Origin of the sequence: Nonomuraea sp. NEAU-A123, from assembly GCF_018603905.1 — a bacterium.
Lineage (GTDB): Bacteria > Actinomycetota > Actinomycetes > Streptosporangiales > Streptosporangiaceae > Nonomuraea.
Map to the genome: position 1 here is coordinate 631296 of NZ_JAHFZZ010000006.1, position 15564 is coordinate 646859.

Annotated in this window: 18 protein-coding genes, 2 tRNA genes and 1 riboswitch; of the genes, 7 read left to right on the top strand and 13 right to left on the bottom strand. The window is 68.5% G+C overall.

Annotated elements, in window-relative coordinates:
• Positions 1-32 precede the first annotated feature (32 nt).
• Positions 33-500: a ribose-5-phosphate isomerase gene (locus KLK06_RS22025; RefSeq protein ID WP_214637412.1), complete on the top strand. Its 468-nt coding sequence runs from the start codon at positions 33-35 to the stop codon at positions 498-500.
• On the opposite strand, the gene KLK06_RS22030 is transcribed toward KLK06_RS22025, so the two are convergent.
• Both KLK06_RS22030 and KLK06_RS22035 read right to left on the bottom strand, forming a co-directional pair.
• Positions 497-643, bottom strand: a complete 147-nt coding sequence (locus KLK06_RS22030) for a hypothetical protein (protein WP_214637413.1) — start codon at positions 641-643, stop codon at positions 497-499. The two genes, KLK06_RS22025 and KLK06_RS22030, sit on opposite strands and share 4 nt — an antisense overlap.
• A gap of 60 nt (positions 644-703) precedes the next feature.
• Positions 704-1930: a GNAT family N-acetyltransferase gene (locus KLK06_RS22035; RefSeq protein WP_214637414.1), complete on the bottom strand. Its 1227-nt coding sequence runs from the start codon at positions 1928-1930 to the stop codon at positions 704-706.
• Positions 1931-2048: 118 nt separating this feature from the next.
• On the opposite strand from KLK06_RS22035, the gene KLK06_RS22040 reads away from it, so the two are divergent.
• Positions 2049-3164 (top strand): PP2C family protein-serine/threonine phosphatase, encoded by a 1116-nt coding sequence (locus KLK06_RS22040; protein ID WP_214637415.1) that lies wholly within the window; start codon positions 2049-2051, stop codon positions 3162-3164.
• 135 nt (positions 3165-3299) lie between these two features.
• Here the strand turns inward: KLK06_RS22040 and KLK06_RS22045 are convergent, their stop codons facing one another.
• On the bottom strand, positions 3300-3899 hold the full coding sequence (locus KLK06_RS22045) for a response regulator transcription factor (RefSeq protein WP_214637416.1): 600 nt from the start codon (positions 3897-3899) through the stop codon (positions 3300-3302).
• A gap of 157 nt (positions 3900-4056) precedes the next feature.
• Here KLK06_RS22045 and KLK06_RS22050 point away from each other — a divergent pair, with 157 nt between their 5' ends.
• Positions 4057-5361, top strand: a complete 1305-nt coding sequence (locus tag KLK06_RS22050) for an RIP metalloprotease (protein ID WP_214637417.1) — start codon at positions 4057-4059, stop codon at positions 5359-5361.
• A 44-nt stretch (positions 5362-5405) separates the two neighbouring features.
• Entirely contained in the window at positions 5406-6242 is an 837-nt protein-coding gene (locus KLK06_RS22055) for a M55 family metallopeptidase (RefSeq protein ID WP_214637418.1), read from the top strand.
• A 9-nt stretch (positions 6243-6251) separates the two neighbouring features.
• On the opposite strand, the gene KLK06_RS22060 is transcribed toward KLK06_RS22055, so the two are convergent.
• The 4 genes from KLK06_RS22060 to KLK06_RS22075 form a co-directional block, all read right to left on the bottom strand.
• Positions 6252-6845, bottom strand: a complete 594-nt coding sequence (locus KLK06_RS22060; protein ID WP_214637419.1) for a hypothetical protein — start codon at positions 6843-6845, stop codon at positions 6252-6254.
• A 46-nt stretch (positions 6846-6891) separates the two neighbouring features.
• The gene (locus KLK06_RS22065) at positions 6892-7872 is read right to left on the bottom strand and encodes a hypothetical protein (RefSeq protein ID WP_214637420.1); all 981 of its coding nucleotides are present in this window, start codon (positions 7870-7872) and stop codon (positions 6892-6894) included.
• 6 nt (positions 7873-7878) lie between these two features.
• A riboswitch (cyclic di-AMP (ydaO/yuaA leader) is annotated at positions 7879-8018 on the bottom strand.
• 69 nt (positions 8019-8087) lie between these two features.
• The gene (galT, locus tag KLK06_RS22070; protein ID WP_214637421.1) at positions 8088-9158 is read right to left on the bottom strand and encodes a galactose-1-phosphate uridylyltransferase; all 1071 of its coding nucleotides are present in this window, start codon (positions 9156-9158) and stop codon (positions 8088-8090) included.
• A complete protein-coding gene (locus tag KLK06_RS22075) occupies positions 9155-9934 on the bottom strand; it encodes a DeoR/GlpR family DNA-binding transcription regulator (protein ID WP_214637422.1) in 780 nt (259 codons plus the stop codon). Before KLK06_RS22075 ends, galT begins: the two co-directional genes overlap by 4 nt.
• 131 nt (positions 9935-10065) lie before the next feature.
• Between KLK06_RS22075 and KLK06_RS63105 the strand changes: the two genes are divergently transcribed.
• Positions 10066-10143 (top strand): 50S ribosomal protein bL37, encoded by a 78-nt coding sequence (locus KLK06_RS63105; RefSeq protein WP_372455117.1) that lies wholly within the window; start codon positions 10066-10068, stop codon positions 10141-10143.
• 48 nt (positions 10144-10191) lie between these two features.
• Here the strand turns inward: KLK06_RS63105 and KLK06_RS22080 are convergent, their stop codons facing one another.
• From KLK06_RS22080 to KLK06_RS22095, 4 genes are all read right to left on the bottom strand, one after another.
• A complete protein-coding gene (locus KLK06_RS22080) occupies positions 10192-11502 on the bottom strand; it encodes a TrpB-like pyridoxal phosphate-dependent enzyme (RefSeq protein WP_214637424.1) in 1311 nt (436 codons plus the stop codon).
• An 18-nt stretch (positions 11503-11520) separates the two neighbouring features.
• Entirely contained in the window at positions 11521-12156 is a 636-nt protein-coding gene (locus tag KLK06_RS22085) for a uridine kinase (protein ID WP_214637425.1), read from the bottom strand.
• Between the two features lie 43 nt (positions 12157-12199).
• Positions 12200-12466 carry a hypothetical protein gene (locus tag KLK06_RS22090; protein ID WP_214637426.1) on the bottom strand — a complete coding sequence of 89 codons (267 nt, stop codon included), beginning with the start codon at positions 12464-12466 and terminating at the stop codon, positions 12200-12202.
• 100 nt (positions 12467-12566) lie between these two features.
• Positions 12567-13109: a flavoprotein gene (locus KLK06_RS22095; protein WP_308168386.1), complete on the bottom strand. Its 543-nt coding sequence runs from the start codon at positions 13107-13109 to the stop codon at positions 12567-12569.
• Between the two features lie 383 nt (positions 13110-13492).
• Here KLK06_RS22095 and KLK06_RS22100 point away from each other — a divergent pair, with 383 nt between their 5' ends.
• The gene (locus tag KLK06_RS22100) at positions 13493-13705 is read left to right on the top strand and encodes a hypothetical protein (protein ID WP_214637428.1); all 213 of its coding nucleotides are present in this window, start codon (positions 13493-13495) and stop codon (positions 13703-13705) included.
• Positions 13706-13963: 258 nt separating this feature from the next.
• Here KLK06_RS22100 and KLK06_RS22105 read toward each other — a convergent pair.
• Positions 13964-14034, bottom strand: a tRNA-Gly gene (locus KLK06_RS22105).
• An 89-nt stretch (positions 14035-14123) separates the two neighbouring features.
• Between KLK06_RS22105 and KLK06_RS22110 the strand changes: the two genes are divergently transcribed.
• Positions 14124-14200, top strand: a tRNA-Pro gene (locus KLK06_RS22110).
• Positions 14201-14818: 618 nt separating this feature from the next.
• Here the strand turns inward: KLK06_RS22110 and KLK06_RS22115 are convergent.
• Positions 14819-15082, bottom strand: a complete 264-nt coding sequence (locus KLK06_RS22115; protein ID WP_214637429.1) for a hypothetical protein — start codon at positions 15080-15082, stop codon at positions 14819-14821.
• Positions 15083-15564: the final 482 nt, after the last annotated feature.

The window sequence follows — 15564 nt, forward strand, 5'->3', positions numbered from 1 at the left end:
GCCCGTGGGCGGCGCTGTGGAAGACTGGTCGCGTGCGTGTCTACATCGGTGCCGACCATGCCGGCTATGAGCTCAAGAACCACCTCGTGTCCTGGCTCAAGGACCACGGCCACGACGTGACCGACTGCGGTCCGTTCGTCTATGACGCCGAGGACGACTATCCGGCGTTCTGCCTGCGGGCCGCCGAGGGCGTCGCCGGCGATCCCGGCAGCCTGGGCATCGTCATCGGGGGGTCGGGCAACGGCGAGCAGATGGCCGCCAACAAGGTGCGGGGCATCCGGGCCGCCCTGGCCTGGAGCGAGGAGACGGCCAGGCTCGCCCGCGAGCACAACAACGCCAACGTGGTCTCCCTCGGCGCGCGCATGCACTCCGCCGACGAGGCGACGGGCTTCGTGGAGACCTTCCTCGCCACGCAGTTCTCCGGCTCGGAGCGCCACGCCCGTCGCATCGCGCAGGTGGCCACCTACGAGACGATCGGCCAGCTGCCCTCCCTGCCCTAAGCTCTCCGCTTGGGGTCGCGCTTGGGCATCTCGTCACGCAGGGGCCGCCGGTCGGCGGCCTCCTGCTGCTCCTTGGAGGGCCGCGACACGTCGCGGGCCCGCATCGCGGTGATCGCGGTGATCTGCAAGCTCTGCAGCGCCATGCCCGCGAGCCTACGTCAGAAGAGCCGACGTCAGAAGAGCCGACGTCAGAACGGTCGAGGTCAGAAGGACAGCCCCGTCCACGGCTTCGGGCTCCAGGCCATGGCCGCGTCGAGCCTGCGCACCGAGCCCGCCGAGTGCTCGCGCAGCAGCCCCGCGTCGAGCTGCGCCGCGAGCAGGCCGTCGCCCATGTACGCCGAGCCGAGCGAGGCGACCGGCAGCGACATGTCGGGCTCGTCCTCCACCGGCTTGCACTCGGCGCCGGAGGTGTCGGCGCTGAGCCGCCAGCGGCGGGCGTTCCACGGGCACACGTCGTCCTCGACCTCGATCACCACGTCGACGGCCGACGAGTACGCCCGCGAGGTCAGCGCCTTGTCCACCTCCACGAGGCGTACCCACAGCTCGTCCGTGCAGCTCGCCCGGAGCTGCCGCGGGTCGGCGAGCAGCGCGATGAGCGCGTCGTCGACCGGCCTGCCGCCCTCCACCCGGGAGATCAGATCGCGATCGAGCACGCTGCGCCACAGCAGCGCGCGGGCGGCGGGGTCGGCCGCCTCCAGCTCCTGCAGCTTCAGTAGCCCGTTGGGCACGCCGTCGTCGTCCCAGTTCGCCTTGATCCTGAACAGCGCGTAACCGCGCACGCCCCGGTCATCCTCGGCGATCACCGAGCGGAGCTGCCCGTTGCCGTGCCGGTCGAACTCCTCGTCGGCCAGTACGGCGGTCCAGAAGTGCTCGTCACGGAGATAACGCCCGGGGCGTGCGGGCACGACGGAGGCGAACAGCCGCTCGAACTCGGCTCGGGCCTCGGCCGGCTTGGCCACCCTGATGCGGAGTGTCGGGTCCGTGGGGGCGTTCGCGACGAAGGCCGAGCCGTGCTTGGGGACGCTGAACCCCATCTCGCTCGACGCTCTGCCGTACCCGAACCTGCCGTAGATGACGGACTCGGAGGCGTACAGGGCGGCGACGGACTCGCCGCGCTCGCGCACGTCGGACAGTTGCCGGCGCATCAGGCTCGACAGCACGCCGCGACGGCGATGGGAGGGGAGCACGCTGACCGCCGTCACGCCCGCGACCGGGATCTGCGCGCCGGGGACCGTCATGGTGAAGGAGAAGACGGCGGTGACACCGGCGATCACGTCACCGTCGAACGCGGCGAGCGTCCGATCGAACTCGGTCTGCGCCTTGAATCGTTCTGACTCCTGGGGATGTGGCGTCCAGCCGAACCCTTCGGAGAGCACATCGGCGAACGCCGGCCACTCGGCCTCATCCACCGGACGGATCGGATACGTCATCCGTCCAAGGTAGGAGCGGGCAAAGGGGGAGGGCCACCCAATATACGTCCTTAATGATCAAGGCCTTGGTCAAGTGGGCTGCCCAAAGGGAGGCCAGACCGATACAGTCAGGCGCATCATGAGTTCCCGTCCGGCGCCGCTTATTCCACCACGGCTCCGCGCAATCCTTGTGCGGGTGCCGTTTCTGGTGTCCGCGGTCCGGTTCCTCAGGAGAGGCTCCTTGGCCCGAGACCGCAACCTGACGGTCACGTTGACGATGCTGACGCTCGTCATCGGACTGCTGGCTGCGCAGATCTCGACGGAATGGTTCTCACCCTCGCTGCTCATCCTCATCCTCCTTGTAGGCGGGTTGCAGCTCCGGCTGAGCAGTCTGATCAAGCTGCTCGTCGCGGTGGTCATCTCGCTCGGCTACATCGCCGGGACGCTCGGGATCGGCCAGATCGGCATGGGGCTCATGGTGACGATCGGCTTCACCACGGTGCTGGCGGTGCTGATGGCCCGCACCCGCGGCAAGCTCGGCGTGCAGGGGCTGCGCGGCGACGCCATGCTGCTGGAGCTGCGCGACCGGCTCAGGAGCCAGGGCGAGCTGCCCCCGCTGCCCAAGGACTGGGGCGGCAAGGTCGTGCTCAAGCAGGCGGGCGGCTCCTCCTTCGGCGGCGACTTCCTGGTCTCCATGCGCAATGACGACGAGGTGGAGATCGCGCTCGTCGACGTGTCGGGCAAGGGCGTCGACGCGGGCACCAGAGCGCTGCTGCTGTCCGGCACGTTCGGCGGGCTGCTCGGCTCGGGCGTCGACTTCCTGCCGGCCTGCAACACCTACCTGCACCGCCAGCGCGGTGACGAGGGCTTCGTGACGGCCGTGCACGTACGCCTCGACCTGGCGACGGGCGACTACACGATCACTTCGGCCGGCCATCCGCCGGTGGTCAAGTTCGACGCGGGCACGGGCAACTGGCAGGTCGCCACGGCCAAGGGCGTCGTCCTCGGCGTGGTTCCCGACCTGCACTGCGAGCCCGACAGCGGCACCCTGCGCAAGGGCGACGCGCTGCTGCTCTACACCGACGGGCTGATCGAACAGCCGGGACGCGACATCGACGCCGGGCTCGACAAGCTGCTCGGGGAGGCCGAGCGGCTGCTCCCCTCGGGGTTCCGCGACGGCGCTCGCCTCCTGGTCAACGCCATGGCGTCGGGCCACAACGACGACTGCGCGCTGGTCCTCATCTGGCGCCCGTGACGAATCACACGGGTCAAGCGATGAACGCGGTCACTGGCAGCGCCTGATCGATCTTGAGATCCTCGAAGGGTTCACCGCTCCGGGTCCCGGTGGAGCGGCGCGGCTTCACCGGGACCCGGTCCTAAAAGCCAGTTCTCACAGCCAGCCGGAGTCGCTCGCGATGCGTACCGCGTCGATGCGATTGCGGGCCCCGGTCTTGCACATGATCCGCGACAGATGGTTGCGTACGGTGCCGACCGACAGGAAGAGCTGGTCGGCGATCTCCGTCGAACGCGCCCCGCCCGCCGCGATCCGCAGCACGTCCAGCTCGCGCCTGGTCAGCGGGTTGGTGGCCGACTGGAGCGCGGCGATCGCCAGGTCGGAGTCGACCGCGCGGCGCCCGGCGGCGACCAGTCGCAGGCTCTCGGCGAGCTGCTCGGGCGCGACGTCGAGGCTCATGAAGCCGAGCGCGTGCGTGGCGAACGCCCTGCGCACCTGACCGGGCTTGGCCTGCGCCGACAGGATGAGCACGTGGCACCCCTGCTCGCGCAGCCGGGCCGCGGGAAACAGGCCGCCCCCGCCGGGCAGGTCCAGATCGATGACCGCGGTGTCGGGCGCGCACGCCGCCGCCGCGGGCAGGACGCCTTCCGCGTCCGCCACCTCGGCGACCACCTTCAGGTCGGGCTCCGCGTCGAGCGAAGCGACCAGTCCACGCCGGACCAGCGGCAGATGCTCGGCGATCAGAATCCGGATCAAGGCTCCCACCTCCGTCATCTCCCAGAGTGATCGCTTGATTGCGTACTGTCAACGTAATCTGCCGGGTCCGCAAAGGGTGCGCAAGCCATCGAGGTGTGAGGACTTCGACTACTCTGGGGGCTGTCGGGACCTTCTGTCTGCCCTGGAGCGGGACTAGATGAACTGGCTTTACCTCGCGGGGATCATCGTCTTCCTGATCGGGCTGATGGCGTCCGTCGCGTTGCACGAGCTCGGCCACCTGGTGCCTGCCAAGATCTTCGGCGTCAGGGTGCCCCAGTACATGGTCGGCTTCGGCTCGACCGCCTGGTCCATCCGGCGGGGCGAGACCGAGTACGGCATCAAGTGGATCCCCCTGGGCGGCTACATCCGCATGATCGGCATGCTGCCGCCACGGCCCGGCGATGATCCGACCAGGCTGAGGAGCAGCTCCACGGGCCCGTTCCAGGGCCTCATCGAGTCCGCCCGCGACGTGGCGCAGGAAGAGGTGCGGCCGGGCGACGAGGAGCGGGTGTTCTACCGGAAGAAGTGGTGGCAGAAGGTCATCATCATGTCCGGCGGCCCGTTCATGAACTTCGTGCTGTCGTTCATCCTCTTCTCCGTCCTGCTCGTCGGCATCGGCCTGCCTGCGCTGACCCCTGTGGTGTCCCCGCAGACCAACACCTGCGTGATCCCGATCAGCGAGCAGCGGACCGACTGCCGGGCCACCGACCAGCCGACACCCGCCGCCAAGGCCGGCATGAAGCCCGGCGACCGGCTCGTCTCCTTCGCCGGCCAGAAGATCAACACGTGGGACGACGCCACCCGCCTGATCCGCTCGCACGGTCCCGGCCCCGTCGCCGTCGGCATCGTCCGCGCCGGCAAGCCGATGACGCTCAACGTCACGCTCATCGCCCAGGACCGGCCGTCGCCCACCGACCCGAAGAAGATCGACAAGAACGTCGGCTTCCTCGGCGTCATGCCCACCGAGGTCATGGAGCAGCAGAGCGTCGGCGTCGTCATCGGCTACATGGGCCAGCTCACCGGCCGGGTCGCCGAATCACTGCTGAACCTGCCGCAGAAGATGGTCGGCGTGTGGCACGCCGCCTTCTCCGGCGACAAGCGCGATCCCGAGGGCCCGGTCGGCGTCGTGGGCGCCGGGCGCATGGGCGGCGAGATCCTCTCCTCCGACCTGTCGGGCGAGAAGAAGGTCGCCTTCCTGGTCAACCTGCTGGCCGGGTTCAACCTGGCGATCGGCATGTTCAACCTCATCCCGCTGCTGCCGCTCGACGGCGGCCACATCGCGGGCGGCCTCTGGGAGGGCCTCAAGCGCGCCTATGCCCGCGTCAGGCGCCGCCCCGAGCCCGGGTACGTGGACATCGCCAAGGTGCTCCCGCTCACCTACGCCCTGGCCTTCGTCATGATCATCATGGCCGGCCTGCTCGTCTACGCCGACCTGATCAACCCGCTCACACTCACCGGCTGACCCGCCTCCTGGCAGGTACGACGCAACCCGCGAAAGCGAGGTTCATGGTGGACGTGCTGATCTCGGTGGACTTAGAAGGCGTCGCGGGCATCGCCACGAAGCAGCAGATTCACCCGGGTGGACACGATTACCCGATCGCGCGGGCACTGATGACCGCCGAGGCGAACGCCGCGGTGGCCGGCGCCTTCGACGGCGGCGCCACGTCCGTGGTGGTCAACGACAGTCACGGCCCGGCCGACAACCTGCTCGGCGAGCAGCTCGACCGGCGCGCCGACTACGTTGTCGGAGACCCCAAGCCGTTGGACATGGTGCAGGAAGTGACACCGCAGACCGGGGTCGTGCTGTTCGTCGGCTACCACGCCGGAGCGGCGGACCCGGCCGGCGTCCTGGCGCACACCTACAGCGGTGGTGGATTCGCCGACGTACGGCTCAACGGCCGCTCTATCGGCGAGGCCGAACTCAACGCCCTGGTGGCCGCGGCCATGGGCGTCCCGGTAGGGCTGGTGACAGGGGACGACGTGATCTGCGCGGTCGCGGAGAAGGCGTTCCCCGGCGTGGTCACCGTCCCGGTGAAGACGGCGCTGGGACGTACGGCGGCGCGCAGCAAGCATCCGGCGGTCGCCCGGGAGGCCATCGCCGCCGGGGCGGCCCGCGCGGTGGCAAGCGCCATCTCGGGAGCCATTCGGCCGGTGACCATCCCCGACGAATTGGCCATCGAGGCCGAACTACGACCCAATGGCGCCGCGGAGATGGCCGCCCTGGTCCCGGGCACCGAGCGGACGGGCGCGCGTACCGTGCGCTTTCAGGCGACCAGTCCCCGGACGGCGTTGGACGTGCTCATTGTCTGGTCCGCGCTGACCAGCCACTATCTCAGCCGCTGAATCACCACCTCAGGTGCCGGCCGGCGCCATGGCCTGGATGGGGATCGGCAGCGCCGAATGAGCGCTGTGCATCAAGTCCTCGTCGAGGCGAACGCCGCTTTCCAGCTCTACCACGGCTAGGCACGCCGCCGTGATGTCCACTGATGCCTCCGCGCCCTCGCTGTCATAGCCGCCGGCGAGGATCTTGGTGAAGGGAATCAGGGGACCGAGGAGGTCCGTCCATGGCGTGGACGGCAAGGAGGCCGGCTCGGGATGGTCGAGGTATCCCTCGGCGATCCCGTAACGGACGTACATGCTGGTGCTGCCGTTGATGTCGAAGGACACGTACCAATGCCGGAAGCCGTCGCCGGCGAGCCTCTGGATCATCTGCTCACGGTCACCGAGGTTGACCCAGTCCAGAGTGACGACCCCGGAGCCGACCTGATAGAGGTGGAGGGCACCCCTGCGGTGCGGCTCATTGGGGGGCTGGTCGAAGTGGAGCCGCCTCACGGCATCCTCGACCGACAGAACCCCGGCGTCGGGGACCGTCACCGTGTACGCGAAGGTGTCGAGCCCGAGGTAGTCCAGCATGTTGTGATAACGAGCGACGATGTCATCGAACACGAGGCGATCCAACCTTTCTCGGCCGCCCAGGCTAATGGTCACCTTGTCAGAACATCGAGATGTGCACATGGTCGAAGTGGTTCTCGGTGATGCTGCCGCGGTCGGACATCGGGCTCCAGCCCGAGCCCTGGTTGATCCGTTGCTTCCAGATCACGTACTTGACCCCGAGCTTGTCCTTGTTCTCGATCGCCCAGGCCGCGATGCGGTCGCCAAGTGCTTGGTGGGCCCCGCTGGGCATGGTGCCGCCGGTGCTCATCATGAAGTCGCACGCGCGCCCCAGCGGGTGCTCGCCGCCGCCGCCCGAGCGGAAGCAGCCGACCTCGAACGGCAGGGAGAAGTCCTTCTGGATCAGCCCGCGGATCACCCGCATGCGGGCGGTGATGTTGTCGGTGCCCGACGGCAGTTCGGGCGCCCAGCTACCGTCGGAGCGGCGGCCGGGGCCGAACGGGATGAGGCCCTTCAGCTTCTTCTGGATGTCCTTGATGACGTCCTGCGCGTCGTCCCGCTGCTTGGCCACGTTGGCCGCGTCATCGCGGATCTTCGACTCCAGGGCGGTCGCCTGGTCCGCGGCCGTCTTCTTCTCGTTCCTCGCGGTGGCCACGCTCTGCACGATCGCCTGCTGCTCGGCCGTGAGCTGCGCCAGCACCGCCGCGCTGGAGCTGTCGGCCGGCAGTGCGAGGCTGGGCAGCGAGCCGGTGCCGTTCTGGTACTGCAGCCGTGCGAGCTCGGCGACGCGCTTCTGGGCGGTGACGAGGCTGGCATCCGCCGCCGCGAGCCGCTCCTTGGCCGTCTCCGAGTCGTCTTTCGCCTTGGCGAGTTCGACGCGTTTGAGGTTGTAGGTCTCGATGAGTTTGTCGACCTTCTGGTCGAGCTCCTTCAGCTCCGCGCGGAGCTGGGCTTCGCTGGGTTTGGGCGCGGCGGCCGAAGTCGGCGCGGCCAGAGCCGGTGCGGCCGTGAAGGCTCCGAAGGTCACAGAGGCGGCGGTGATGAGACCGATGGCAAGACTCGTGGGGGACGCAGTCGCCACGTGAGGAGTTCCTCTCCCTATGCCGACCGGGTTAGCTGACGGGTTCGGGCAGGGAGATGCCGCCTTACCACCTAAGTGGATTCACCCCAAATGCGATGGGTCCCCGGTTCCCGGGCCACGCACCCGGGATTAGGCCAGCAACGACAGTTTCGGTCGGTGCTTCAGGGGATATTAGTGGTAAACCCAAGGTCATGGCGACTTCAAGCGGAAATCAATTAGAGATCTACCTGTGATCGAAGCATGCGTGCGGCTTCCTCTGGCAGGACGTCGTTGACGAACGCGCCCATGGCCGACTCCGAACCCGCCAGATACTTGAGTTTCCCGGGCGCCCGCCTGATGCTGAACAGCTCCAGGTGCAGATAGGCCAGGTCACGGTCCTGCCGCACCGGCGCCTGGTGCCAGGCCGAGATGTACGGCATGGCGACACCGAACAGCCCGTCGAGCGCCCGCAGCACGGAGGTGTAGAGCGGCGCGAAGGCGGCGCGTTCCTCCTCCGTCAGCGCGGCCAGGTCCGGCGTCTGCCTGTGCGGATACACGTGCACCTCGAACGGCCAGCGGGCGGCGGCGGGCACGAACGCCGTCCACAGCTCGTTGGCCGCCACCACGCGCACCCCGGCGGCCCGCTCGGCCGCCAGCACGTCGGCGAAGAGGTTGCCGCCCCGGTGCCGTGAGGCCGCGCCGAGCTGGAGCTTGGTCCGCGGGGTCACGTACGGGTAGGCGTAGATCTGCCCGTGCGGGTGCGGCAGCGTGATGCCGATCTCCTCGCCCCGGTTCTCGAAGCAGAACACCTGCTCCACGCCCTCGATCGCCGACAGTTCGGCCGTACGGTCGGCCCACGCCTCCATGACCAGGCCCACCTGCTCGTCGGAGAGCCGCGAGAACGACGACGAGTGCTCGGAGGTGAAGCACACCACCTCACACCTCCCCACCCCCGGCCGGACCTCACTGAGCCCCCCTGCATCCTCATAAGTCCCGAAATTTCCGGAAAAAGAGGGGAAGCGGTTCTCGAAGACCACCACGTCATAGTCGTGGGCCGGGATCTCCGAAGACCGTGTCTCGGACGACGGGCACAGCGGGCATTCGTCGGCCGGCGGCAGGAACGTGCGCGTCTGGCGGTGCCCCGCCATCGCGATCCACTCCTCGGTGAGCGGATCGTAGCGCAGCTCCGACGCCACCGGCCTGGGGTCGAGCGCCCGCCGGTCGATCGCGCTCCGGTCGGCGTCGTCGCGCCGGTCGAAGTAGATCAGCTCTCGGCCGTCGGCCAGGTGGGTGATGGTGCGTTTCACTGCGAGTCCTCCGCGATGATCAGTTCGCCGGCGCGTTCGCCCAGCTCCATGCGTGCTTCCTCGGGCAGCCCCGAGTCGCTGATGACCACGTCGGCCTCGGTCAGTTCGGCGATCGTGCTGATGCCGACCGTGTTCCACTTGGTGTGGTCGGCGGGGATGACCAGCCGGTGCGCCGCGGTCACCAGCTCCCTGTCGGTCTCCGACTCCAGCAGGTTGGGCGTGGTGAACCCGGCCCGCACGCTCATCCCGTGCACCCCGAGGAACAACGTGTCCACGTGCAGCCGGCGGATCGCGGCCACCGCGACCGGGCCGACGAGGGCGTCGGACGGTGTGCGTACGCCGCCGGTCAGCACGACCGTGCGGTCGGCGCGCGGGTTGCGGTGGAAGACGTCGGCCACGGGGATCGAATTGGTGATGACCGTGAGCTCGGGCACCGAGATGAGGTGGTGGGCCAGGGCCCAGGTCGTGGTCCCGGCCGAGAGCGCCACCGCGGTGCCGGGCCGTACCAACTGGGCGGCGCGGCGCGCGATGGCCTCCTTCTCCTGCTGCTGGCGGGCGGACTTGGCGGTGAAGCCCGGCTCCTCGGTCGAGCCGGGACCCAGCGCGGTCGCGCCGCCGTGCACCTTCTCCAGCAGCCCGCGCTCGGCGAGCACCTCGAGGTCGCGGCGGACCGTCATGTCAGAGACGCCGAGCTCGCGAACGAGGTCGGCCACCCGAACCCCGCCGCTGCTGCGCACGCGTTCGAGGATCGCCTGCTGGCGCTGCTGTGCGAGCACGCCCCCGCTCCTTCCAACAGATTCCACCAAATTATGACACGGATATGTTGGGGAATGTTAGGTCGCATGGGTTGTGCGGTAAGACCCTGGCGCGAGACGTTGAGAACGCGGACCGATCATTGGAGGCATCCATGGCCAAGCGCTCCCGCAAGACCAAGGCACGCAAGAAGAAGAAGGCCAACCACGGCAAGCGCCCCAACGCGAACTGACGGCGGACCGGCCGCGGTGAGCTCCTTCACCCCGGCCGGTGAAGCGGCCTAGCCGGGCAGGTCGTGCAGGGCCTCATCGATGCGCTCCTGCGGGAGGGCGTAGTTCTCCATGTCCCCGGACAGGTAACGGTCATAGGCGGCCAGGTCGAAGTGGCCGTGCCCGCACAGCGCGGTCAGGATCACCTTCTCCTCGCCGCTCTCCCTGCACCGCAGCGCCTCGGCGATGGTCTCGGCCAGCGCGTGCGTCGGCTCGGGTGCCGGAACGATGCCCTCGGTACGCGCGAAGCGCACACCTGCCTCGAAGCACTCGGTCTGCGATCTGGTCACCGCCTCGAACAGGCCGAGTTCGTACATGTGCGACAGCAACGGCGACATGCCGTGATAGCGCAGCCCGCCCGCGTGGATCGGATCGGGCACGAACCCGTGGCCCAGCGTGTGCATCTTGAGCAGCGGCGTGAAGCCCGCCGTGTCGCCGAAGTCGTAGGCGTAGACGCCCCGCGTGAACGACGGGCAGGCGTCGGGCTCGACGGCGCGCAGCGTCACGTCGAGGTTCCCGGCCAGTTTCTCGCGCAGGAACGGGAAGGTGAGCCCGGCGAAGTTCGAACCGCCTCCGGTGCAGCCGATGATCAGATCGGGCATCTCCTCCAACTGGGCCAGCGCCTCCTCACCGATCACGGTCTGGTGCATGAGCACGTGATTCAACACTGAGCCGAGCGCGTAGCGAGCGTCGGGATTCGCGCCCGCCACCTCGACCGCCTCACTGATCGCGATGCCGAGGCTGCCGGGCGAGTCGGGGTCGTCCGCCAGCACCTTGCTGCCCGACCCGGTCACGGTCGAGGGGCTGGCGTGCACCGTCGCGCCGTACACCTGCATGAGCGAGCGCCGGTAGGGCTTCTGATCATAGGAAGCGCGGACCATCCAGATCTGGCACTCCAGATCGAACTGCGCGCAGGCGAAGGCCAGCGCCGAGCCCCACTGCCCCGCGCCGGTCTCCGTGGTGAGTAGCCGTACGCCTTCGCGGGCGTTGTAGAACGCCTGCGGGACGGCGGTGTTCGGCTTGTGCGACCCGGCGGGGGAGACGCCCTCGTACTTGTAGTAGATCCGGGCAGGCGTGCCGAGCGCCTTCTCCAGCCGGCGCGCCCGGAGCAGCGGGGTCGGCCGCCAGAGCCGGTAGACGTCGAGCACCTCCTGCGGGATGGCGACATACCGCTCCGTGCTCACCTCCTGGCCGATCAGCTCCAACGGGAACAGCGGCGCCAGATCGTCGGGTCCCACCGGCTGCCGCGTGCCCGGATGCAGCGGCGCAGGCGGCGGCGCGGGCAGATCGGGAACGATGTTATACCAGTTGCTGGGAGTCACCGACTCAGTGTGCGCCGGTTACCGCGCTCCCTCAATCAGCACCGCCATACGCGCGGGATGATCAGCGCGCACCGCCACGTCGGCGCCCCGCAGCGGATCGGCCTCCCGCTCGTAGCGCGCGTAGGCAGGCAGCCGCCACCGCTCGTCCGCCCCGGTCATCCGCCCCAGCGCCCCCTCGGACAGCCACAGATGCACGCTCACCTCGAACGGCAGCCCCCGCCCCAGCAGCAGCGTCCCGTCCAGCAGCAGCACAGCCCCTTCAGGCAGCGTCTGGTACGGCAGGCGGTACGCGCGGTCGGCCCGGCTGTCCCAGAGCGCTGGCAGCACCTTGCCGGAGCCCCGAGGCCCCAGCGGCCCGAGCACCTCCCGGGTCAGCGCTCCCGTGTCGAGCCAGTCGTCGTAGAAGGCGTCGGGGTTCGTACGGCCGTACTCGAGCCTGAGGGACGCGGGCCGCAGGAAATCGGCGGCCGACACCCGCAACACGGCCCTGCCCCGCATCCTGAGCGGCGCGACCAGCTCGTCCGCCAGCCGTTCGGGGTGGGCGGGCGGCGCTCCGTCGACGGCGACCCGCGCGTAAGACCCGCGAGGCAGACCCGCGATCCGCTCGGCCAACTCCTCGACCAGGGCCTCTCGGGAGATCGCTCGCGCACGCATCGATCCGAGCCTACGCGGTCACACCGCGGCTGAGCGCGGTCGATCAGGCGGTGCCGCGCGGCCACGTGGAGTCGTCGTCCTGCCTGGCCCGCTGCTCGGCCCTGCGCACGCAGTCGGGGCAGATGGGTACGTGCCTCGACCGGGCCAGCGCTTCCGGCGTGGGTTCGCGCGTTGTGCCCTGCGGGGTCATGTTCGGGGGAAGTGCGGTATCGGGGTCGACCAGGAACATGGTGACGCGTTCCGGGTCGAAGCCGAAAGTGCGTTTGCAGCCGTAGCACCGGCCAATCGTCGTGATCCCTTTGTCCGCCATACGGCCTCCCTATCGGGCACGCCCCGTTTTCCGAGATCATGAGCGTAACCGAGCTTGGCTCACGAGGCGCGAAAACAGGCGAAACCGACCGCGACGACTCCTAAGAGCCCGATTCGCCAAGGTGGGCGAGCGCGAGTTTCCAGGGGTAGGCGTCGATGAGGTCGTCTCCGGAGCCCGAGGCGTCGGGCTCGAACTGGCCGGCCCCGAACACCACACGAACCCCTTCGGCGCGCAGGCCTTCGACACTACGTACGAAGGGCGCGCGTGCCGCAAGCGCACTGTTGACGAAGGGCATGACGACGACCGGAATCCCAAGCCCCGGGGCCTCGGAGAGGAGCCCGAGCGCATAGGTGTCGGCAATGCCCTGGGCGAACTTGTTGACCGTGTTGTAGGTCGCCGGCGCGACGATGATCGCGTCCGCTCGTGGCGCCTTCGGCTCGTCCGGCCTGCGGTACTGGCTGAGGACGGGACGACCGGTCTGCCGCTCCAACGCCGCACCTTCGATGAAGGCGAGCGCGGCGGGCGTGGCGATGATCTGCACGATCCAGCCCTCCGCCTGAGCCATGCTCACCAGGCGGCTGACGTCCTTGGCCGGTCCGGCCGCGCACACGATGACGTAGAGGACTTCGCCGGATCGGCTCACGCGTTGGCTCCCAGGGACTCGGCGTATTCGCGAGCTTCGAGTTCGCGAGCTTCGAGCAAACCACAGATACCAGGCCATCTCCGGCGCCTCGCCCCCGCGTACCAGCCTCGCTTCCCCAGGCGCACCAAGCCTCAGCAGTGGGCACGGTGGGCTGCGATCGCCTCACGATCCAGGGCGGAATGAACCTTTCACGCTCTCCACACGCCGCCCTCCCCATAGACCGTGGTCATGCCCGCAACGACTCAGCAGAGGGACTGCGGACCTGTCCCGCGCCGGTCGCCGATGCGATAGTGCGAGTACCGCTCACCAAGCCGCGAGCCAGTCGGCGGTCCACGGGTTCTCCGCGACCGCGTCCCTCGTACGATGCCCCTTGGAGGAATCGGATGCGCAAGGTACGGGCCCTGCTCGTCTCCGCCGCTCTGGCCACCGGCGTGTTGCTGTCCATGACCACCGGACCCGCGCAGGCCGAAAGCATCCGGTACGCCTACTACCTGCAGTCCGACTGCTACAACGGCGGGAACCTGGGCATCCAGTGGGGCTGGTGGACTTCCTTCCGGTGCTCCTACGAGAACGGCTACTGGTTCCTCTACGCGTGAACCAAGCCGATTTCCGATGAAGAAGGCCGGTTTCAGCAGCGCCGAGCTTCCGCTGAGCACGAGCCGACCGCGGACCACCTCTAGCGCGAGCGTCATCCTGCCTGCCCGCTCATGCCGTCTCAGGGCCATGCCCAGAACGTCCACCACCAGCGTGGGGGCACCTCGGAAAAGGCATCGGGCACGGAAGATCGGAAAGATGTGGCGAAGATCGCGAAGGCCAAGCCATCCCATACGGATGACCTGGCCTTTCATCGTGAGAGCGGACGACGGGAATCGAACCCGCGTAGCTAGTTTGGAAGACTAGGGCTCTACCATTGAGCTACGTCCGCGCGAACCAGTCGAAGTCTGGTCTAGACTTCATCCGGTCGTCAGGGCGTAAGCGTACCGGAGTCACGGAGCGCGTGCGTACCCGGCGAGACGGGGCGTGGCGCAGCTTGGCAGCGCGCTTGCTTTGGGAGCAAGAAGTCGCAGGTTCAAATCCTGTCGCCCCGACCAGCCAGAAGGCCACTCCCGTGATCGGGAGTGGCCTTCTGAATGACTACGGCTCCGCGCCGCCCTCGAAGATGCGGTCCATGGCCACGTCACCGGCCTGGAGAACGGGCTGATCTGCTTGCGCTATACGGCCTCGGTCACGGCCGTGCTGCTGTGGCCAACGAGCCGGGAGATCTCCTCAGCGGGATGCCGTTGTCCGAGAGTGGCGAGACGAAGCTATGGTGCAGCTCGCGGCTCCGTACCGGATGACCAGGCGAACACCGATCCGCCGGTGGTCCAGGAGTTGCCCTGCTCGCGGCGCTGGTCCTCACGACGCGGCCCGAGTTTCTCAACGCATCGGCGAGGCAGGGCCAGCATGCGCCGGGACTTGCGCGTCTTCGTGTCCCCGTCCGCACGTACCGACCGCCGCACCGTCACATGCGGAGGCACGAGAGAGACCGCCCCCGTATCTCCTTCCAGATCGACGTGATCCCACGTCAGGGCCCTGAGTTTCTTCGTACGCGAACCAGTGAGCAGGGACACCACCACGTTGGCGTACAGCCTTGTACCGTCCGCAGCCTTGAGTACGGCGTCTGCCTCAGATCTCCGACGGGCCGTTGCTACATGGCGTCTCATCCCCTTCTAACGGCGGACGTGGAGGACGGGTTTCGTGTCGTCGCCGCAGTACGCCTTCCCGGCCGGCAGGAGACGGGAGGTGGTGGGGACACGAGTGATCGTGAAGCCGTCACCGCGGATCTCGCCGCCGACGTCGCGGTGGTCGCGGGTCCATCGTCGTCCGTTGTAGTCCAGCAACGTGACCTGCGTGGGCTGTTCGTCGTCGCCGTGGTCGACACCGGCCATCCACACGTCGTCAGCGGCGAAGGCGGTGACGCTCTGCGAACTCACCTTCCACCGAGGGGAGCTTCATCCGCGTCGGCGCGCCATCGGGGGGGGGCGCACTGTGCCAGCTCGCCGGGTGCGAGTCCGTGCATCGGCCGCTGGACGACATGCCCACCGGCGTTCTCCGAGCCGCGTAGCCCGATCAGCGCCGTTCGCCGGCCGTCCACAGCGCGTCGGTCAGCCGGTTGGTCAGCCAACGGTCCTTGCGGTCTTTGAAGGACGTGTACAGGCCCACGAGTCTTCGAAGGGCGTGTGTATCTCCCAGTCCCGGCCGTCCCAGCGCAAGGCCAAGGGGAACTGTTCGGTATCCGCGCTGTCCTCCCCCATGGAGTGGACGCTGCCGACGATCCAGGCGGTGCCGGACCCGTCGGCGTCCACTGCTCTGAAGTTCGAGCTGAGCGCGCCGCGGCTGCGACCCTCTATTCCCTGCTCGGACCGCCATCACAAGCCGTCCACGCGCAGCAGAACTTCCGAGGGATCTTCGTCTT